Source organism: Cellulomonas algicola, from assembly GCF_019024305.1.
GTDB lineage: Bacteria > Actinomycetota > Actinomycetes > Actinomycetales > Cellulomonadaceae > Cellulomonas > Cellulomonas algicola.
The window spans coordinates 20010-40106 of sequence record NZ_JAHKSJ010000035.1 but is presented as its reverse complement, the minus strand read 5'-3'; the positions used below and the strand labels follow the sequence as shown (position 1 = coordinate 40106).

The window sequence follows — 20097 nt, the reverse complement described above, 5'->3', positions numbered from 1 at the left end:
CCGTCCGGGCAGCAGGCACCCGCGCCGCAGCCCTCCGGGCAGCAGCCGTACGGGCAGCCGGCGCCGGCGCCGCAGCCGTACGGCCAGCCGCCGTACGCCCAGCCGCCGGCGGGTCAGCAGCCCGGCCAGGGTTCGCCGCAGCCGTCCGGCCCACCGTCGGCCTACGGCCAGCAGCCCGGCTACGGCCAGCCCGGCTACGGGCAGCAGCCGGGGTACGGCCCGCCCGGCGACGGCCAGCAGCCCGGCTACGGCCAGCCCGGCTACGGGCAGCAGGGCTACGGCCAGCAGCACGCCTACGGTCAGCAGCCTGGCTACGGGCAGCCTGGCTACGGGCAGCCGCAGGCGTACGGCGCCTACGGCCAGCAGCCCGGGTACACCCCGGCGACCCGGACGACGGACGGGCTCGCCATCGCCTCGATCGCGACGAGCGCCGGTGGCCTGCTGCTCACCGCAGGCCTGCTGTCCCCCGTCGGCCTCGGGCTGGGCATCGCCTCGCTCCGCCGCATCCGGCGGACCGGTCAGGACGGGCGCGGTCTCGCGATCGCGGGCATCGTCGTCGGCGCGATCGGCACCGTGGCGATCGTCGTCAGCATCGTCGTGGGCATCGTCTTCTTCGCGCGGGTCGCCACGGACGACAGCGTCCAGGCCGCGCTCGACGACCTGGGCGAGACCGTCGACGAGGGCCAGACCGGGCCGGACGCGTCCGGGGACCTCGGCTACTGGGACCTGCGGACGGACCTGCCGGTCGGCACGTGCCTCGCCGAGTACCCGAACCAGTACGACATGAGCGACGCCGAGGTGGTGCCGTGCTCGGAGCCGCACAGCACGGAGATCGTCGCCCTGGTCCAGCTGGAAGGGCCGATCGTCGACGACGTGGACGACCCCGCCTACGACGCGGCGGTCGACGTGTGCTTCACCGCGATCGACTCGCGCGCACCGGGCCTGTTCGACGTCGGCGGGTTCGCGGACGTGTACTACCCGCACCCCGACGACTTCGACCAGGCGGGCGGGTCGACGGCGCTCTGCACGTACACCGCGGACGACCCGGACCTCACGGGCTCGATCGTCGTCGGTGACCTGCAGGTCGCCGGGCAGGGGGTCGGCTCCTGAACGAGCCGCTCGGGCCGGGGGACGACTACCCCGAGCCGTACTACGCCGCGGGCTGGGAGGACGCCCCCGCACGTCGCGAGCCGCTCGCCGGCTGGGCGCTCGCCGCGGGTGTGCTGCTCGTCGCGCCGCTCGCGCTGGTCCTCGGGATCGTCGCGCTGCGCCGCACGTCGGCGCACGGCACCCGGGGCCGCGGGATGGCGGTCGCCGCGGTCGTGCTCGGCGCGCTGGGGACGCTCGGCGTCGTCGTGGCCGTCGTCGTCGGGTTCGTGACCGCGCAGACCACGCGTCCGCTGCCGGGCGACGTCGGGTCCGCGCGCGACGCGCACGCGATGCAGCTCGTGACCGGCACGTGCGTCGAGCAGCTGCCCGCCGACGGGTCCGTCGACGTCGTGCGAGTCGTGCCGTGCGCGCAGCCGCACGAGGCGCAGGTCGTCACGGAGTACGACTTCGCGGAGAACGCGGTGTGGCCGGGTCAGCAGGCGGCCGATGCGCGCGTCGCGAGGGCGTGCGTGCTCGACGACACGGAGACCGCGGCGGGGGTGCGACCGGTGACGTGGGCGCCGACCGAGCAGGGCTGGTCGCGCGGGGACCGTCGCGGGCTGTGCCTCGCGGTGGTGGCGGGCGGCGGTGTGACCGGGTCGTTCCTGGACGGGTCGGCGACGCTCCCCTGAGCCGGGCGCGGGGCGTCAGCCGCGGTCGGGCACGGTCCGGCGACGGCGGGTGCGCGTCCAGACGAACCGGCCGACGAGCCACGCGAGGATCGCGTAGACCAGCCAGTTCAGCCAGTCGCTGTACCGCCCGATGTCCTCCCACCGGTCACCGAGCGCGTACCCGGCGAGGATCAGGCCCGCGTTCCAGACGCCCGACCCGATCACGGTGAAGACGCTGAACCGCACGAGCGGCATCCGCTCGACGCCCGCCGGGATCGACACGAGGCTCCGCACCACGGGCACGCACCGGCCCACCAGCACCGCGGCGCCGCCGTGCCGCACGAACCAGGCCTCGGACCGGTCGAGGTCCTCGACCTCGACGAGCGGCACCTTGCCGAGCCAGCGCCGCAGCCGGACCCGCCCGACGCTCGCGCCGACCCCGTACAGCACCCACGCGCCGACCAGCGAGCCGAGGGTCGAGGCGACGATCGCCCACACGAGCGACATCTGCCCCTGGCTCGCGACGTACCCGGCGACGGGCAGCACGACCTCGGACGGCAGCGGCGGGAAGACGTTCTCGAGCGCGACGAGCAGCCCGACGCCGATCGGGCCCAGGGCGGCGATCACGGACACGACCCACCCGACGAGGCCCGTGAGCTCGGCCTCCGACGTGGCGGTCCCGAGACCGGCATGGGGGGCGATGCCGGCTGCCAGGTGCAGGGGGGACCTCATCGGTCCGATGCTGTCATCCGTCCAGCACGGGCGCGCGACGGGCGGGCCGCCGGCGACGTGACGCTCGTCGCACGCCCGGACGCCCGGTGCGGCGTCACTCGCCGGGGTAGACGACCCCGAGCTGGCGGCGGGCCTCGTCGGTGGTCTCGAGGATGCGGACGGTCTCGGCCAGCGGCAGCAGCGGCGAGTCGGTGCGGCCCTCGGCGACGTAGGTCGCGAACGCCGCCGCCTGGAACGCGAGGCCCCCGTACCCGGTGACGCGGTTGGCGTCCCAGCGGGCGGTGCGGTCGCCGACCGTCACGGTGAGCGCGGACGGCAGGTACGCCGACTCGTCGACGCGCACGTGGCCGAGCGAGCCGTGGACCGCGGTCGTCTGGCCCGCCGCGGTGAGCATCGACGTGAAGAGCTGCGCCTGCGCCGCGCCGTACGCGACCTGGAGGCTGACCTGCGCGTCGACCCCGGTCGACGTGAGCGACCCGGTCGCCTGCACGGCCGACGGTGCGACGCCGAGACCCGCGTGCCGCGCGACGAACGACGCGAACGCGACCGGGTACACCCCGAGGTCGAGCAGCACGCCGCCCGCGAGCGCCGGGTCGACGAGCCGGTGCGTGGGGTCGACCTCGGCGCGCACCGCGAAGTCGCCGGTGACGCGGTGGACGTCGCCGAGTGCGCCGTCGTCCAGCAGCTGCCGCAGCACGTCCGTGTGCGGCAGGTACCGCGTCCACATCGCCTCCATGAGCAGCACGCCGGCCTCGCGCGCGGCGTCGACGAGGTCGCGCGCCTCGGCGGCGTTGCGCGTGAAGGCCTTCTCGACGAGCACGTGCTTGCCGGCGCGCAGCGCGAGGAGCGCCTGCTCGTGGTGGTGGCTGTGCGGGCTCGCGACGTAGACCGCGTCGATCCCGGGGTCGCCGACGAGCGCCTCGTACGACCCGTGCGCATGCTCGAACCCGTGCTCGTCGGCGAACGCCTGCGCCCGCTCGACGGACCGCGACCCGGCGGCGACGAGCTGCTGACGGCTGTGCTCGCGGACGGCCGTGGCCCAGCGGCCCGCGATGTAGCCGGGAGCCAGGACGCCCCAGCGCAGCGGCGGGGCGTCGGCGGGGTCGGGCGTGCGCGGGTCGGGCAGGTGCAGGTCGGCGGGCATCGGGCCAGCGTGCCAGACGCCCGCGCGACGAGCCCCCGGCGACCGCCCGGCAGACCGCGCGCCCCGGCCCGTCACCCCCCGTCCGCCGGTGGCGTGGAAGGCCTGTCACGCCTGGTGCGACAGACCTTCCACGCGGGCGGACCGCGGCGACGGGGGTCAGGCCGCGGACGTCACCGTGAGGGTGTCGCCGTCGCGGTCGACGCGGACGGTCTGCCCGTCGTGCACGTCCCCCGCGAGCAGCGACCGCGCGAGCCGGTCGCCGATCTCCCGCTGCACGAGCCGCCGCAGCGGCCGCGCACCGTACGCGGGGTCGTAGCCCTCCAGGGCCAGCCACTCGCGCGCGGCGGGCGTGACGTCGAGCGTGAGCCGACGGTCCGCGAGCCGCCGCCCCAGCGACGCGACCTGCAGCTCGACGATGTGCCCGATCTCGTCGAGCGACAGCGGGTCGAACAGCACGACGTCGTCGAGCCGGTTGAGGAACTCGGGCTTGAACGCCGTCCGCACGGCGCCCATGACGGCGTCCCGCTTCGCGTCGGCCGACAGCAGCGGGTCGACGAGGAACTGCGACCCGAGGTTCGACGTGAGCACCAGGATGACGTTGCGGAAGTCCACCGTGCGGCCCTGGCCGTCGGTGAGGCGGCCGTCGTCGAGCACCTGGAGCAGCACGTCGAAGACCTCGGGGTGCGCCTTCTCGACCTCGTCGAGCAGCACGACCGAGTACGGCCGGCGGCGGACGGCCTCGGTGAGCTGGCCGCCCTCCTCGTACCCGACGTACCCGGGGGGCGCGCCGACGAGCCGCGCGACCGAGTGCTTCTCGGAGTACTCCGACATGTCGATGCGGACCATGGCCCGCTCGTCGTCGAAGAGGAAGTCCGCGAGCGCCTTGGCGAGCTCCGTCTTGCCGACTCCGGTCGGCCCGAGGAACAGGAACGAGCCGGTCGGACGGTCGGGGTCGGAGATGCCGGTCCGAGCGCGGCGGACCGCGTCGGACACGGCGGCGACGGCGGTGCGCTGGCCGATGAGCCGCTCGCCGAGCACGTCCTCCATGCGCAGCAGCTTCGCGGTCTCGCCCTCCAGCAGCCGGCCCGCGGGGATGCCGGTCCACGCGGCGACGACCTCGGCGACCTCGTCGGGCCCGACCTTGTCGGCGATCATCGGCGTGCCCTGCGCGGCGACCTCGTCGTCGGTCGTCTCCTCGCTGGCCTCGGCCTCGGCGATCTCACGCTCCAACGCCGGGATCTCCCCGTACTGGAGGCGCGCGGCGGCCTCGAGCGAGCCCTCGCGGAGCAGCCGCTCGGCGTCGGTGCGCAGCGTGTCGAGCCGCGCCTTGAGGTCGCCGACGAGGTTGTGCCCGGCCTTCTCCTTCTCCCAGCGTGCGGTGAGCGACGCGAGGTCCTCGCGACGATCGGCGAGGTCCTTGCGCAGCCGCTCCAGGCGCTCGAGCGACGCGGGGTCGTCCGACTCCTGCAGGACGACCTCCTCCATCTCCAGGCGCGTGACGGCGCGCTGCAGCTCGTCGATCTCGACCGGCGAGGAGTCGAGCTCCATGCGCAGGCGCGACGCGGCCTCGTCGACCAGGTCGATCGCCTTGTCGGGCAGCTGGCGGCCCGTGATGTACCGGTCGGACAGGGTCGCGGCGGCGACGAGGGCGGCGTCGGAGATCGTCACCTTGTGGTGCGCCTCGTACCGCTCCTTGAGCCCGCGCAGGATCGCGACGGTGTCCTCGACGGACGGCTCGCCGACGAAGACCTGCTGGAACCGGCGCTCCAGGGCGGGGTCCTTCTCGATGCGCTCCCGGTACTCGTCGAGCGTGGTCGCACCGACCAGGCGCAGCTCGCCGCGGGCCAGCATGGGCTTGAGCATGTTGCCCGCGTCCATCGCGCCCTCGGAGCCGGCGCCCGCGCCGACGACGGTGTGCAGCTCGTCGATGAACGTGACGACCTCGCCCTCGGCACCGGTGATCTCGGCGAGGACGGCCTTGAGCCGCTCCTCGAACTCGCCGCGGTACTTGGCGCCCGCGACCATCGCCGCGAGGTCCAGGCTGACGAGCCGCTTGCCGCGCAGGGACTCCGGCACGTCCCCCGCGACGATGCGCTGCGCGAGCCCCTCGACGACGGCCGTCTTGCCGACGCCGGGCTCGCCGATGAGCACAGGGTTGTTCTTGGTGCGCCTGCTGAGCACCTGGATGACGCGGCGGATCTCGGAGTCCCGCCCGATCACCGGGTCGAGCTTGCCGTCCCGCGCGCGCTGCGTCAGGTCGATGCCGTACTGCTCGAGCGCCTTGAACGTGCCCTCGGGGTTGGGGCTCGTCACGCGGCTGTTGCCGCGCACGTTGGGCAGCGCGGCCGCGAGCGCGTCGCGGCTGGCACCGGCGGAGCGCAGGGCGTCGGCGACGCCGGACTGCCCCGCAGCGAGGCCGAGCAGCAGGTGCTCCGTCGAGACGTAGTCGTCGCCCAGCGAGCGCGCCTCGGCGGACGCGGCCTCGAGCGCCGCGGCGGTCGCGCGCGACGCGGACGGCTGCGCGACCGTCTGACCGGCCGACGACGGCAGGCCGACGAGCGTCGAGCGCACCGAGCGACCCAGCGCGGCGCGGTCGGCGCCCACGGCGTCGAGCAGCGCGTTCGCGACGCCGCCCTCCTGCTGGAGCAGGGCGTTGAGCACGTGCGCGGGCTCGAGCTGGGGGTTGCCGGCCGCCGACGCCTGCTGGACGGCGTCGCCGAGGGCCTCCTGCGAGCGGGTGGTGAACTTGGCGTCCACGGAATCTCCTGTCAGGACGGGATCGGGGTCTGCCCGACTCAACATCGACCAAAGTTGAGTCTATTCCGCTCAACTTCGCTGAGCCACCCCTGCCTCGCCGACCTCCGCGCGGCCACCCCCGCCGAACGCGCCCTCACGCACGTCTCGCAGTCCACAGGCGTGCGCGAGGGCGCGTTCGGCCACCGGGAGAGGGGAGACGAACCGTCGCCGACGCGTCATGCTCCCGTCGGCCGGGGGACACGTCGCGTGCCTAGCGTCGAGGGCGACACCGAGGAGAGAGCAGGGCACCGATGACCCTCACGATGACGCTCGTCCGGCACGGGCGCACCCACTTCAACGCCCGCCGCGTCCTGCAGGGACGCTGCGACTCCCCCCTGACGCGTGACGGCCGTGCGGGTGTGCGCACCACCGCACGGCACCTCGCCGACGTCCCGTTCACCGCCGCGTGGTCCTCGCCGTCGGGCCGGGCGGTCGCCACGGCCGTCGAGCTGCTGCGGCACCACGACGGCATCCCGCTGCGTACCGACCGCGGGCTGCTGGAGTACGCGTTCGGGATCTACGAGCAGAAGCCCGAGAGCGTCCTCGACGAGGTCGTCGCGTGGTCCGACCTGGTGACCGAGGTCCTGGCCGGTCGCCACCCCGGCCTGCCCGGCGGCGAGCACGCGCGCGACTTCATGGACCGCACGCGCGACGTCTTCGCCCGCATCGCCGCGCAGCACGAGGACGGGCACGTGCTCGTCGTCGGCCACGGCCTCACGCTCGGCGCGTACCTGGCCACGGTCGACGAGGTCGGGCTGGTGCCGCTGCCCAACGCGTCAGTCTCGACGGTCGAGGTCGACGCCGACGGCACGGCCCGCATCACGAGCCTCGCGCTCGACGTCGCGCACCAGGGCCACATCGCCGCCCGCCCGATGCGCACCGCCACGCCGGTCCCGTCCGTCGCCTGACGCACCCCCTCCTACCTGCCCGACCTGCCCCGCCCGGTCGACCCGGTCCTCGCTACCGCTTCGGCACGTCCAGCGGTATCCAGGACCGGGTCGGAGAGCGCTGCGGTTCGTGAGGACCGGGTCGGCGCGCGCCGCGGTTCGTGACGACCGGGTCGGCGAGCGCTGCGGTCCGCGCGGGCTGGTCGGCGTGTGCTGCCGGCCCACGGGCGAGCGGTGGCAGGATCGCGCGCATGGACGACGACGTCATCGACGTGCCCGACGTGCTCGGCGACGGGTGGACCGCCCGGACGATCCCGCTGCGGCCCGACCACCGGTCGACGCGCGGCGTCGACCCGGTCGCGACGCTCGTCAGCCCGGCGGGCTCGCTGGCCGGGGACGGGCCGCGGCGCGAGCGGGCCGTGCTCTACCTGCACGGGTTCGTCGACTACTTCTTCCACCCGCACGTCGCCGACGCGCTCGCCCAGCACGGGTACGACCTGCACGCGCTGGACCTGCGGGACTTCGGGCGGTCGATCCGCGAGGGCCGCGTCCCGAACGCCGCACGCGCGCTGTCGGTGTACGCGGAGGAGATCGACGCCGCCGTGCGGCTGCTGCGCGAGCGGTACGCGTCGGTCTCGCTGCTCGGGCACTCGACGGGCGGGCTGGTCGCGGCGCTGTGGGCGAACGGGCGGGCGGGCGCGGTCGACGCGGTGGTGCTCAACAGCCCGTGGCTCGACCTGCGGGGGTCGTGGTTCGAACGACACGCGCTCACGCAGGCGCTGCGGGTCGTCGGGCGGGTCGCACCGGACGTCGTCGTCGGGCACATCGCGCCGCACTACGGGCGCGCGCTGCACAGCGAGACCGGCGGGGAGTGGGACTTCGACCTGACCTGGAAGCCGCACGACGGCTTCCCGGCGCGGGCCGGGTTCATCCGCGCGATCCGGGCGGGGCACCGGCGGGTCGCGCACGGGCTCGACGTCCACGTCCCGGTGCTGGTGCTCGCGTCCGACGCGTCCGGGCCCGACGACCGCGAGCACGACGCGCTGCTCACGACGGACTCGGTGCTCGACGTCGCGCACATCCGCACGCTCGCCCCGCGCCTCGGACGGGACGTGACGTTCGTCGAGGTGCCGGGCGGTGCGCACGACCTGGCGCTGTCGCCGGCGCCGGCCCGCGAGCGCTACCTCAAGGAGGTCGTCGGCTTCCTCGACCGCGTGACGGGCGGTCGCCCGGAGGCGTCGTGAAGGTCGTCGACCACGAGCCGTCGTCGTGGTTCCTGCTGGAGTCGGACGGGTCGCTGCTGCTCGACGTGCACGTGAGCCAGGGCCCGGTCAGCGGCTCGCTGCTGGTCGCGCTCACGGACGGCGAGCAGGACGCGTACGAGCACCAGGGTCGGTCGGCGCTGACGCGGCTGGCGGCGCGCGTGCAGGACTCGGCGCCGCTGGCGGCGGCGTCGACGTCGCCGTACCGCTCGCGGGACCTCACGCGGGTGCTCGGGGCGGACGTGACGGCGGCGGTCGTGGCGTGGCGCGCGGGCGTCGACGGTGGGACGGTCGCCGGGGCCTGAGCCGGCCGCGCCGGTCGACGTCCGCGGTCACCGGTCGTGTCGGCCCCCGGGGGCGGCCTCGGCCGGACGGGCGCTCACGCACGGTCGACGGACCCCTGCTCCTCGGTGGTGTCCGGCGGGGTGAGCGGCGCCCCCGAGCCGGCCTCGGCGGGTGTCGGCTCGTCGAGCGGTGCCGCCCGCAGCTCGGGCCGGTTGGTGACGAGCAGCCAGGCCGCGAGCGTCGCGAAGAGCAGCGGCGGGATGAGCGTGGCCTGCGGGATGATCGCGACGACGAGGAAGATGCTCAGCCACCCGCTGCGGGTCGCGGCGACGATGATGCCGACGGTCGCGGCCCCCACGGCGAGCGCGGGCGGGACCGACGGGAACGCGACGCTCACGGCGAACCCGAGCGACACCCCGACGAACGTCGCGGGGAAGATCCGCCCGCCGCGGAACCCGACGCTCGACGCGACGAGCAGCGCGACGAGCTTGATCAGCGCGAACGCGAGGAACCCCAGCGCGGTGGTCTCGCCGACCATGCCGGGGAGCTGTTTCATCTGCTCGAGGCCCTTGAACAGCGTGATCGACCCGCCGACGGCCCCGAGCAGCCCGAGGACGAGGCCGCCGAGCGTGAGCAGCAGGACGGGCTGCCGGACGCGGTGGACGAGCCGGTGCAGGGGCGTGAAGACGTACGACGCGAGCAGCCCGAGCGCGGCGGCGCCCAGCGACACGGCGACCGCGATCGCCAGGTCCGTGACGTGCAGCCCCGGGTACTCGGGCACGTCCATGGCCATGTCGAGGTCCGACAGCAGCAGCATGGTCAGCGCACCGGTCGACGACGACACGAGCGGCGCGAACAGCCGGTCCCACAGCGGGATGCGACGGTCCCCGGGGTCCATCTCGCTGAACATGAGCGCCGCGGCGAGCGGCGTGCCGAACATCGCGCCCAGCGTCCCGGCGGTCGACAGCGCCATCCACTGCGGCACCCCGACGCGTCCCGCCACGCGCGCGCCGATCCACACGACCAGCGCGGCGTTGATCGCCATGATCGGGTTCTCGGGGCCGAGGCTGACGCCGCCCGCGAGCATGAGGACCATCGCGAGCGCGAGCCCGGGCAGCACGCGCGGCGGCAGCGGCGGCTCGACGAGCCCTGCGGACGCGGGGTCGGGGCCGGCGTGCCCGGGCGCGAACTGGATGACGAGCCCCACGAGCAGCCCGGTGAGCGTGAGGATCACGACGATCCACACGGGCGAGTCGCGGTCGAGGCCGAAGAGGCCCGAGAGGTCGTCCCAGAGCCAGTCCTCGACGACCTTCGCGAGCGCGCTCAGCCCGATGAGCAGGAGCCCGCACAGGATGCCCACCAGGGCAGCCGGGATCGTGAGCTTCAGCAGCTGCCGCACGGGCACGCGGAAGTCGGTCGTCGGCTCGGTCATCGCCACCCCCGTCCCCGCGTCCCGCCCAGCGTCCCGGGAGCGGCTCGTCGTGCGCGTCACCCCTCGCGGATGACCGGCGGTCAGTCGTGGATCGACGGCTCCTCCGGCTCGGAGAGCGACAGGACGGCCCCGACGACGCCGGACGTCGCGGAGATCCGACGCTCGAGCGACGCGAGCAGGTGCGACGCCTCGGTCTCGCCCGGGTCCCCGTCGAGGTCGACGGCTCCCGTGAGGTAGACCTGGCGGGCACCGACGAACTCGAGGCGCAGCTGGGTCACGCGTGCGACCTCGGGCAGCGCCAGGAGCGCGTGGACCGCGGCAGCGTGCAGGGCGGGGTCGACCGCCTCCCCGACGAGGAAGCGGCGGTTGCGGTCGATGAGCACGACGGCGACGACGCCCAGGAGGATCCCGACGAGGATCGAGCCGATCGCGTCGGGCACCGCCGAGCCGGTCACCTGGTGCGCGGCGATCCCGCCGGTCGCGATGAGGATGCCGACGATCGCGGCCGCGTCCTCGAAGAAGACCGCGCGGACCGTCGGGTCGGACGTCGCGAGGACGTGGTCGACGAGGTCGCGGTCACGTCGCGCGGCCGCCCGCTTGGCCTGCCGCGAGGCCTGCACGAACGACACGCCCTCGAGCACGAGCGACACCCCGAGCACCGCGTAGGCGATGCCGAAGTCCGACGCGGGCTCCGGGTGCGACAGCTCCTGGATGCCGTGCGTGATGGAGACGCCCGCCCCGACGGCGAACAGGCCGATCGCCGCGAACAGCGACCACACGTACACCTCGCGGCCGTACCCGAGCGGGTGCGAGGTGTCGGCGGGCCTGGCCGCGCGGCGCTGGGCGATGAGGAGGAACACCTCGTTGCCCGCGTCGGCCCACGAGTGCGCGGCCTCGGCGAGCATCGACGCGGCGCCCGTGATCACGGCGGCGGCGGTCTTCGCGACCGCGATCAGGACGTTCGCGCCGAGCGCGATCGCGACGGTGAGCGCGGACTCGCCGTGCCCGTCGTCCTCGGCCTCCTGAGGCACCCCCAGGACGTCGACGGCGGGCTCGTCCGGACCCGGCTGCGTCATGCGTCCGTGACTAGCACCATCGCTCGCGTGGTGCGACCCGGAGGAACGGTGTGGGATGGGCACGCACCGACCACGAGGAGGACCGATGACGACGCACCGGGGCAGCTGGCCCACGGGCACCCCCGCCTGGGCCGACATCACCGTGCCGGACCTGGACCGCGCCATCGCGTTCTACGGCGCGCTGCTGGGCTGGCGGTTCGAGCGCGGCGGGCCGGAGGTCGGCGGCTACACGCAGGCGTTCGTCGGCGGGCGCCGCGTCGTCGGGATGGGCGAGCCGACCGGCGAGGACCCCGCGCCGCCGTCGGCCTGGTGCCTGTACCTCGCGACGGACGACCTGGCCGCGACCACGGACGCCGTCACCGAGGCCGGCGGGCAGGTGCTGCTGCCGGGCATGGAGATCGTCGACTTCGGGTCGATGGCGATCTTCGTCGACCCGACGGGTGCCGTGTTCGGCGGTTGGGAGCCGCACGGGCACACCGGGTGGGACGTCACGGACGAGCCCGGCGCGATCGTGTGGACCGAGGTGATGTCGCACGACCAGCCCGCGTCGCTCGCCTTCTACCAGCACGTGTTCGGGTTCACGGCCGACGACATGAGCGGCCCCGGGTTCACGTACGCCTCGGTGCGGCTCGACGGGCAGCTCGTGTGCGGCATCGGGGGCTACAGCGACAAGGTCGACCCCGAGACGCCCGCCGCGTGGACGCTCTACTTCGGCACGCCCGACACCGACGCCGCGACGCAGCGCGCGGTCGACCTCGGCGGCACCGTCCTGAGCCCGCCGTCCGACACGCCCTACGGCCGCATGTCGATCGTCTCCGGCCCGTTCGGCGAGGTCTTCGCGCTCATCGCGGAGAGCGACGACCGGCCTGACGACGGACCGGCCTGACGACGGACCGGCCTGACGACGGACCGGCCTGCCGACGAGCCGGGCCCTCGGCGTGCCGGTCCGCGGGCCGGCACGCCGGGCGGCGCGGCCGTCAGCCCTCGCAGGGAGCGACGAGGACGAGCACCGGCGCGGGTTCCGTAGGCTCGCGGGGTGACCCTGCCCTCCGCCGCGTTCCGGCACGTCGCGTCGCGAGCCCACGAGCCGCTGCGCACGTTCCACCCACGACGCGCGACGCTCGGGCGCGATCGCGAGCGCGCGCTCGCGCACCTGTGGCCGCGGTTCGGTTTCTCGGTGCACGACGACGCGCTCGGCCGGGCGCCGCTGCGCGCCGACGGGTCGCTCGACATCGCGGCGCTGTTCGGGCGGTTCGCGCCCCTCGTGCTGGAGATCGGGTCGGGCATGGGCGAGACGACCGTCGCCATGGCCGCCGCCGACCCCGACCGCGACTACCTGGCCGTCGAGGCGCACCTGCCGGGCGTCGCGAACCTGCTGGTCCTGGTCGAGCGTGCGGGCCTGACCAACGTGCGGGTCGCGCACGGCGACGCGCTCGACCTGGTGCGCCGGCACGTCCCGGAGGGCACGCTCGACGCCGTGCACGTCTTCTTCCCCGACCCGTGGCCCAAGGCCCGGCACCACAAGCGGCGGTTGGTGCAGCCCGCGCACGTCGCGCTGCTGCGGTCCCGGCTGCGCGTCGGCGGCACCCTGCACTGCGCGACCGACTGGGCCGACTACGCCGACCAGATGCTCGAGGTGCTCACCGCCGACCCCGGCCTGGAGAACCCCGCCGACGGGTTCGTCGCCCGCCCCGCGCACCGCCCGGTCACCAAGTTCGAGCAGCGCGGGATCGACCTGGGCCACGAGGTCCGCGACGTCGTCATGAGGAGAACCCGATGACCGCCGACGAGCACGCCACACCCGGGGCGGACGACACCGGCGGAGCAGGTCGCGTGTTCCGCGTGCTCGTCGTGCCCGGCGTGAACCCGGACCGCTGGCTGCGCGTGTGGCGCGAGCGCCTCGCCGACGTCCCGCTCGAGCTCGTCGTCGTCGAGCCGCCCGACGCCGAGCCCGCCCTGCGCGCGGGCGACGCCGACGTCGCGATCCTGCGGCTGCCCGTCGACCGCGACGCGCTGTCCGCGATCCCGCTCTACACCGAGGAGACCGTCGTCGTCGCCGCGCGCGACCACGTCTTCTCCGTCGCCGAGGAGGTCGCACCCGGGGACCTCGCCGACGAGACCGTGGTCCGCCCCGACGACGACCTGGTCGGCTGGACCGACGCCCCCGGCGAGCCGTTCGCGGGCGGCCCGGTCGCGACCACCGCCGACGCCGTCGACCTCGTCGCCGCCGGGATCGGCGTCGTCCTGCTGCCCCTGTCCGTCGCGCGCCTGCACCACCGCCGCGGCCTCGTCTCCCGCCCGGTCACCGACGCCCCCGGCTCCGTCGTCGCGCTCACCTGGCGCACCGACACGCACGACGACCTCACCGAGGAGTTCATCGGCATCGTCCGCGGCCGCACCGCCGCGTCGTCGCGGGGCCGCGGCACGCCCGAGCCCGCGGGGCGGTCGCCGAAGGGCGGCAGGAAGACCACGAAGGCGCAGGGCTCGTCGGGCGGCAAGCGTGCCGGGAAGACGGGCGGGGGCGGGGCATCGGGCAAGCGCGGGGGCGGCTCGTCGTCCGGCCGTCCGCAGCGCGGCGGGACGAACCGGGGCCGTCGCCAGGGCCGGTGACGGCGCCCAGCGCTCTCCGGGCTCGTCACCCGGGGTCGAGCTCGTCGGCCGAAGGACGCGAGCCCGGCACGGACTGACGAGCTCGACCGCGACGGTGGGAAACGGTCAGTCCTCGGCGCGCTTGGCGGCCTCCGCGCGGCGGTCGGTCTCGCGCGCGCGCAGGCGCCGCTCCTCGCGGCGGACCTCCTCGAACGTCGCGCGCTCGCGGACCAGCCACTCGGGCGGGTCGGCGATCAGGGCGTCGATCTGCGCGGTCGTGAGCGGGTCGGTGACGCCGCCGCGCGCGAGGCCGCTGATGGAGACGCGGAGGCGGCCCGCGACGACGGTGCGCGGGTGCGGCCCGTCGCGGCGCAGGTCGACCAGCCACTGCGGGGGGTTGCGCTGGAGCTCGGCGAGCTCGTCGCGCGTCACCGGGCCGGCCTGGAACTCGGGCGGCGTCGCGGGGAGGTAGACGTCGAGCTTGGCGGCCGCGGTCGACGGCTTCATCTCCTGCGGCTTCTTGGGGCTCACGCGCCCACCCTAACGACCACCCGCGCCCGCGACGCCGCGACGTCACGGCGGCGCACCGTCACGGCACCGCCCACGCGCGCGGAGCCCGTGACCTCCGAGACGCCCGTGGGGCCCCGCCGCACGTCGCGACGAGGCCCCACGGGGCGGTCGGGTCGGGCCCGGCTCAGGCGCTCGGGTCGACGGGCGCCGCGTGCCAGACGCGGTCGAGGTAGTCGCGCATCGACCGGTCGGACGAGAAGAACCCGGCGCGGGCGACGTTGATGATCGCCGACCGCGTCCAGGCCTCCGGGTCGGCGTACGCGGCGTCGACGCGGGCCTGCGCGTCGGCGTACGCCTGGAAGTCCGCGAGCACCAGGAAGCGGTCCTCGTGGAGGAGGTTGGAGACGACGGGCTCGAACACGCTGCGGTCACCGTCGGAGAAGGCGCCCGACGCGACGAGGTCGAGCGCGTGCCGGAGCTGCGGGTTCGTCTCGTAGTACGACGTCGGGTGGTAGCCCCGCTCGACGACGTCCGCCACCTCCGGCTCGGTGAGGCCGAACAGGAAGAAGTTCTCGTCGCCGACGAGCTCGCGGATCTCGACGTTGGCGCCGTCGTCCGTCCCGATCGTCAGGGCGCCGTTGAGCATGAACTTCATGTTCCCCGTGCCGGACGCCTCCTTGCCGGCGAGCGAGATCTGCTCCGACAGGTCGGCCGCGGGGATGAGCGTCTCGGCGAGCGTGACGTTGTAGTTCGCCGGGAACGCGACCGTGAGCCGCCCCTCGACCGCGGGGTCGGCGTTCACCGTCCGGCCGACCGCGTTGATGAGCCCGATGATCTGCTTGGCCATCCGGTACCCCGGGGCGGCCTTGGCACCGAACGCGAACGTCCGCGGCGTCACGTCGGCCGGGTCGAGCGCACCCGACGTGATCTGCTCGTACAGCGACACGACGTGCAGCAGCTTGAGCGTCTGGCGCTTGTACTCGTGCAGCCGCTTCACCATGACGTCGAACATCGTCTCGGGGTCGAGGACGATGCCGTCGCGCTCGGCGAGCAGGTGGACGAGCCGGCGCTTGTTCGCGGCCTTGATCTCGCGGAACCGCCGGCGGAACTCGGCGTCCTCCGCGAGCGGCTCGAGCGCGCGCAGCTCGTCGAGGTCGGTCACCCACTTCTCGGACCCGAGGACCTCGGTGACCAGCCCGGACAGCCCGGGGTTGGACAGCCGCAGGAACCGGCGCGGCGTGATCCCGTTGGTGACGTTGGTGAACTTGCCGGGGTAGTACTCGGCGAAGTCGTGCAGCACCTTGTCGCGCAGCAGCTGCGAGTGCAGCGCCGCGACACCGTTGACCTTGACGGCCGCGACGGTCGCGAGGTGCGCCATGCGGATCCCGCGCTCCGGGAACTCCGCGATGATCGACATGCGGCGCGCCCGCAGCTCGTCGTCGGGGTACGCGGCGCGCAGCCCGACGAGGAACTGCTCGTTGATGCGGTAGATGATCTCGAGGTGTCGCGGCAGGAGCCGGCCGAGCAGCTCGACGGACCACACCTCGAGCGCCTCGGGCAGCAGCGTGTGGCACGTGTACGAGAAGACCTGCCGCACGACGCTCCACGCGTCGTCCCAGGACCACTTCTTCTCGTCGACCAGGATCCGCATGAGCTCGGGGATCGCGATCACGGGGTGCGTGTCGTTGAGCTGGAAGTGGATGCGGTCGGGCAGGTTCGTCAGGTCGAAGTCCTTGGGCAGGACCTGGTCGACGAAGTCCTTGAGCGAGCACGCGACGAAGAAGTACTGCTGCTGGAGCCGCAGCTCCTTGCCCTGCGGCGTCGAGTCCTCGGGGTAGAGGACCTTCGAGATGTTCTCGGCGAACGTCTGCGCGCGGACGGCCTGGGCGTAGTCGCCCGAGTTGAAGATCTCCAGGTCGAACGCGCGCGTCGCGCGGGCCGACCACAGGCGCAGGGTGTTGACGCGGCCGTTGCCGTAGCCTGGGACCATGTAGTTGTACGGGACGCCGAGCACGCTCCAGCCCGGGAGCCAGCGCTTCCGGGTGGTGCCGTCGTCGTCCTCGTAGTCCTCGACGGTCCCGCCGAAGCTCACGTTGACGGCCATCTCGGGGTGCGGGAACTCCCACGGCGAGCCGAGCGTGAGCCACGAGTCGGGCTTCTCGACCTGCCAGCCGTCGACGAACGTCTGACGGAAGATGCCGTACTCGTAGCGGATCCCGTAGCCGATCGACGGGACGTTCATCGTGGCGAGCGAGTCGATGAAGCACGCCGCCAGGCGGCCGAGGCCGCCGTTGCCGAGACCGGGCTCGACCTCGGCCTGGCGCAGCGTGTCGAGGCTGATGCCGAGGCCCGCGAGCCCCTCCTCGACGATGTCGGTGAGGTCGGCGGCCAGCAGGGCGTTGTCGAGCTGGCGCCCCAGCAGGAACTCCGCGGACAGGTAGGCGACGGACTTGGCCTGGAGCTCGGACTGCCGGCGGAGGGTCTCGAGCCAGCGGACCATGAGGTAGTGGCGGACGGTACGGGCCAGCGCGAGGTACTGGTCGTTGACGGACGCACGGGAGAGGTCGACTCCCTGCCCGAAGTTCAGCTCGCGCAGGTACTCCCGCACGAAGCCCTCGACAGTGCGCTCACGCGTCGCGACGGGTTCGGTGTTCGCTGTCACCTCACTCACGGTAGCGGCGCTCCTCCCAGAAGGTCACCGTTGCGGTGACGGTGCAGGTCGTGGCACTCTGCGCGGCCCGCCGGACGGTCGTCCGGGTGGCCCGGCAGGGGTCGAGCGGGCGCGCGGGACGGCCCGAGGGTCGGCGCCCGGCGCGCATGCGGAAGGCCGGCACCCCCTGGTCGGGTGCCGGCCTCCCGGTGGTCCTCACCGCGGCGGGGTCACCGCCGTGCTGGCGGGTTCGCCGTGCGGTGTCAGACCGCGGCCACCACCGGCCGCTCGACCGTCGAGGTTCCGGCGACGACGGTGCCGAGCGAACGGATGGCCCAGCCCACGAGCCCGAAGGTGACGCCGACGCCCATGACGAGGAGCGCGACACCGAAGGCGACGACCGAGGTGAACAGCGACGCCCGCAGGAACGAGCCGTTCATCACCGTGGCGCGGACCGGGTCCTCACGGTCCAGCTCGGCGTAGGTCTTGCCGCCCGACGCCTCGAGCGCGTGGTGGTTGATGATCGCGGCCTGCGAGTACGCCTCCCAGGGCGTGTCGACGATCTGGTTCGCGAACATGTCCGCGTCCTCCGAGACCGTGATGTTCTCGGCGCGCAGGTTGCTCGACACGGCGCCCCACGTGACGGCGCCCGCGACGAGGAAGACGCCGCCGAGGATCATGACGATCAGGCCGATCAGACGGGCCGGCGACTTGGTGGTGACGGTGCTGGTGCTCATGGTTCGTGACCTTTCGGTACCCCCGGAGTGCGGATCTCCCCAGATCCGGTGAGCCGATCGGGCTCACATGAAGATCGTTGCGTTCACATCTGCTTCACGTACGGGACCCAAGTCCCACGTTCTTCGCGGTGTCGCCGCAGGTCATCCGCCCTTTTTCGGGCAGGCGCACGGAGGAGGGCGCGCGGGGACCGGGGGTCGGACGCGCCCTCCTCCTCGCCGGAGCGCGTCCCCACGCACCGGCGTCGTGCCCCCTGCTGCCCCGACCGGCCGCACCTGCCGGTTTGCCCGGGGCCATGCCCGCAATCCCACTCCCCCCGCGGGGCGTTCACGCGGGACTTAGGTCACTGCGGACCTGCGCGTTCACCGGTTCGGGGGTGTCAGACGAGCTCCACCGACGGGCGCAGGCGGGCCGGGGTCCAGCGCTCGCGCCGGCGGGCGGCCACGCACGTGAGGGCGAAGGCCACCGCCGCGGTGCCGAGGAGCAGCCCGACGTCGACCCACACGTACGGCGTGAGCGGCCCGCCCGCGACCGAGCGGCGCACCGCGTCGTTGGTCCAGCTCATCGGCAGGTAGGGGTGCACGGTCTGGAAGAACGTGCCGAACGTCTGGATCGGGTACGCCCCCTCGCCCGCCGCGACCTGCAGGACCAGCAGGATCACCCCGACGAACTCGCCGACGAGCCCGAACGCGGCCTTGAGCAGCTGCATCAGCGCGACGAAGCACACGCCCGACGCGGCGAGCACCCCGAGCAGCACCCACGGCGCGTCGGGGGCGACGCCGACCAGCAGGAGCGCGCCGAACAGCAGCCCCGCCTGCAGCAGCACCACCGCACCGCCGGCCAGCAGGGGTGCCCCGGCGACGGCGAGCGGGCCCGCACCCCAGAGCTGCCCGCGCCGGTCCAGCGGGGACAGGACGAGGAAGACGAACACCGCGCCGACGAACAGGCCGAGGCCCGCGAAGTAGCTCGTGAAGCCGTCGCCGAAGTGCGCGATCGGGTTGTCACGCACCTGCTCGACCGTCACCGGCCGCGACAGGACCTCCCCGAACGTCTCGCGGTCGACGTCGGTGATCGGCACGTCGAGCTGCTCCGCGGCCTGCGCGAGCCCGTCGGCGAGCTGCTGCGCGCCGGGTGCGAGCTGGTCGGCCAGCACCGTCGCGAGGTCCTCCGACCCGTCCGCGACCGCCTGCGCGCCGTCGGACAGCGCCTGGCCCTGCTGGCTGGCCCGGTCGGCGGCGGTCACGGCCTCCGTCGCGAGGTCGGACAGCGCGCTCGCGTCGTCGGCGATGTCCGACGCGTCGTCGGCGGCGTCCTCGACCGCGGGCAGCACGGTCGCCTCGAACGAGTCGCGGATCTCCGCGACGCGTGCCGCCGCGTCGACCTGCCCGGCGGCCGCGAGCTGCTGCTCCAGAGCGGTGAGCCGGGCCGACACGTCCTGCGCGGCGTCAGCCGCGCCCGACGTGCGGGCCGCGACCGACGACGCCACGTTCGCGACCGAGTCCGCGAGCGCGGGAGCGTCCTGCACGGCGTCGTCGACGTCGGCGAGCGCGTCGGCGACCTGCGCGACGCCGTCCGCGACCTGCGCGGCGCCGTCGGCGACCCGCCGGGCGGCGTCCGCGGCCTCCTGCGTGCCGTCCGCGAGCTCCTGCGCGGACCCGCCGACCTCGCCGCCCGCGTCCTTCGCCTGCCCGAGCAGCCCGTAGACGACGTCGAGGTAGTCCGCCTGCACCTGGCTCCCGGCGGTGCCCTCGACGGCCTGCGACGCGTCGTTCGCGAGCACCCCGACGAGGTAGTTCCCCGCGTCGTTCGTGCGGACCTCGATCTGCGCCTGCTGCGGGTCCGCGCTCGACAGCGACGCGACCTGCGCGGAGAACTCCGGCGGGATCGTGACGACGACGTAGTACGTCTTGTCCTCGAGACCCTGCGCGGCGGTCTCGGCGTCGGTCGCGGTCCAGTCGAGCGTGTCCGACGTGAGGACGACGCGTTCGAGGTCGTCGCCCGCGGCGAGCTCGCTGCCGTCGTCGGTCTGCACGGGCTGGTCGAGGTTCACGAGCGCCGCGGGGATGTGGCCCGAGCGCGCGTACGGGTCCCAGTAGCCCCAGACGAGCACGCCGCCGTAGATCGCCGGCACGGCCAGCACGCCGACGAGCACGACCGCCGCGAACCGGTCGCGCACGAACCGCGCGAGCGTGAGCAGTGCGGCCCTCATGCGGCCCGTCCCTCGGACGACCCGCGCTCG

17 protein-coding genes are annotated in these 20097 nt (G+C 74.2%); 8 read left to right on the top strand and 9 right to left on the bottom strand.

Features of this window, described 5'->3' with window-relative positions:
- A partial coding sequence (locus tag KOV94_RS19720) for a DUF4190 domain-containing protein (RefSeq protein ID WP_218052964.1) occupies positions 1-1110 on the top strand: 1110 nt, incomplete at its 5' end.
- Positions 1107-1781 carry a DUF4190 domain-containing protein gene (locus KOV94_RS19715; RefSeq protein ID WP_124341594.1) on the top strand — a complete coding sequence of 225 codons (675 nt, stop codon included), beginning with the start codon at positions 1107-1109 and terminating at the stop codon, positions 1779-1781. The genes KOV94_RS19720 and KOV94_RS19715, both read left to right, overlap by 4 nt.
- 15 nt (positions 1782-1796) lie before the next feature.
- Here the strand turns inward: KOV94_RS19715 and KOV94_RS19710 are convergent, their stop codons facing one another.
- From KOV94_RS19710 to clpB, 3 genes are all read right to left on the bottom strand, one after another.
- Entirely contained in the window at positions 1797-2492 is a 696-nt protein-coding gene (locus KOV94_RS19710) for a DedA family protein (RefSeq protein ID WP_218052963.1), read from the bottom strand.
- 94 nt (positions 2493-2586) lie between these two features.
- The gene (locus KOV94_RS19705) at positions 2587-3636 is read right to left on the bottom strand and encodes a Gfo/Idh/MocA family protein (protein WP_218052962.1); all 1050 of its coding nucleotides are present in this window, start codon (positions 3634-3636) and stop codon (positions 2587-2589) included.
- Between the two features lie 156 nt (positions 3637-3792).
- The gene (clpB, locus tag KOV94_RS19700) at positions 3793-6393 is read right to left on the bottom strand and encodes an ATP-dependent chaperone ClpB (protein ID WP_218052961.1); all 2601 of its coding nucleotides are present in this window, start codon (positions 6391-6393) and stop codon (positions 3793-3795) included.
- Between the two features lie 290 nt (positions 6394-6683).
- On the opposite strand from clpB, the gene KOV94_RS19695 reads away from it, so the two are divergent.
- The 3 genes from KOV94_RS19695 (at position 6684) to KOV94_RS19685 (ending at position 8886) form a co-directional block, all read left to right on the top strand.
- Complete coding sequence (locus KOV94_RS19695; protein WP_218052960.1) at positions 6684-7340, top strand: histidine phosphatase family protein; 657 nt, start codon at positions 6684-6686, stop codon at positions 7338-7340.
- 230 nt (positions 7341-7570) lie between these two features.
- Positions 7571-8563 carry an alpha/beta hydrolase gene (locus tag KOV94_RS19690; protein ID WP_218052959.1) on the top strand — a complete coding sequence of 331 codons (993 nt, stop codon included), beginning with the start codon at positions 7571-7573 and terminating at the stop codon, positions 8561-8563.
- Positions 8560-8886 (top strand): hypothetical protein, encoded by a 327-nt coding sequence (locus KOV94_RS19685; protein WP_124342986.1) that lies wholly within the window; start codon positions 8560-8562, stop codon positions 8884-8886. Before KOV94_RS19690 ends, KOV94_RS19685 begins: the two co-directional genes overlap by 4 nt.
- Before the next feature lie 74 nt (positions 8887-8960).
- On the opposite strand, the gene KOV94_RS19680 is transcribed toward KOV94_RS19685, so the two are convergent.
- Positions 8961-10298 (bottom strand): ion channel protein, encoded by a 1338-nt coding sequence (locus KOV94_RS19680; RefSeq protein ID WP_218052958.1) that lies wholly within the window; start codon positions 10296-10298, stop codon positions 8961-8963.
- An 80-nt stretch (positions 10299-10378) separates the two neighbouring features.
- Positions 10379-11374, bottom strand: coding sequence for a cation diffusion facilitator family transporter (locus KOV94_RS19675; RefSeq protein WP_218052957.1), 996 nt, complete (start codon positions 11372-11374; stop codon positions 10379-10381).
- 85 nt (positions 11375-11459) lie between these two features.
- Between KOV94_RS19675 and KOV94_RS19670 the strand changes: the two genes are divergently transcribed.
- From KOV94_RS19670 to KOV94_RS19660, 3 genes are all read left to right on the top strand, one after another.
- A complete protein-coding gene (locus KOV94_RS19670) occupies positions 11460-12260 on the top strand; it encodes a VOC family protein (RefSeq protein WP_160142884.1) in 801 nt (266 codons plus the stop codon).
- A gap of 150 nt (positions 12261-12410) precedes the next feature.
- The gene (trmB, locus tag KOV94_RS19665) at positions 12411-13154 is read left to right on the top strand and encodes a tRNA (guanosine(46)-N7)-methyltransferase TrmB (protein WP_218052956.1); all 744 of its coding nucleotides are present in this window, start codon (positions 12411-12413) and stop codon (positions 13152-13154) included.
- Entirely contained in the window at positions 13151-13984 is an 834-nt protein-coding gene (locus tag KOV94_RS19660) for a substrate-binding domain-containing protein (protein ID WP_124342981.1), read from the top strand. Before trmB ends, KOV94_RS19660 begins: the two co-directional genes overlap by 4 nt.
- 105 nt (positions 13985-14089) lie before the next feature.
- On the opposite strand, the gene KOV94_RS19655 is transcribed toward KOV94_RS19660, so the two are convergent.
- The 4 genes from KOV94_RS19655 to KOV94_RS19640 all read right to left on the bottom strand — a co-directional run bounded on the left by KOV94_RS19655 (position 14090) and on the right by KOV94_RS19640 (position 20067).
- Positions 14090-14470, bottom strand: a complete 381-nt coding sequence (locus tag KOV94_RS19655) for a DUF5997 family protein (RefSeq protein ID WP_124342989.1) — start codon at positions 14468-14470, stop codon at positions 14090-14092.
- 187 nt (positions 14471-14657) lie between these two features.
- A complete protein-coding gene (locus KOV94_RS19650) occupies positions 14658-17144 on the bottom strand; it encodes a glycogen/starch/alpha-glucan phosphorylase (protein WP_124342980.1) in 2487 nt (828 codons plus the stop codon).
- A 242-nt stretch (positions 17145-17386) separates the two neighbouring features.
- Complete coding sequence (locus KOV94_RS19645; protein ID WP_124344427.1) at positions 17387-17860, bottom strand: aromatic ring-opening dioxygenase LigA; 474 nt, start codon at positions 17858-17860, stop codon at positions 17387-17389.
- A gap of 377 nt (positions 17861-18237) precedes the next feature.
- Positions 18238-20067 carry a YhgE/Pip family protein gene (locus KOV94_RS19640; RefSeq protein ID WP_124344426.1) on the bottom strand — a complete coding sequence of 610 codons (1830 nt, stop codon included), beginning with the start codon at positions 20065-20067 and terminating at the stop codon, positions 18238-18240.
- Positions 20068-20097: the final 30 nt, after the last annotated feature.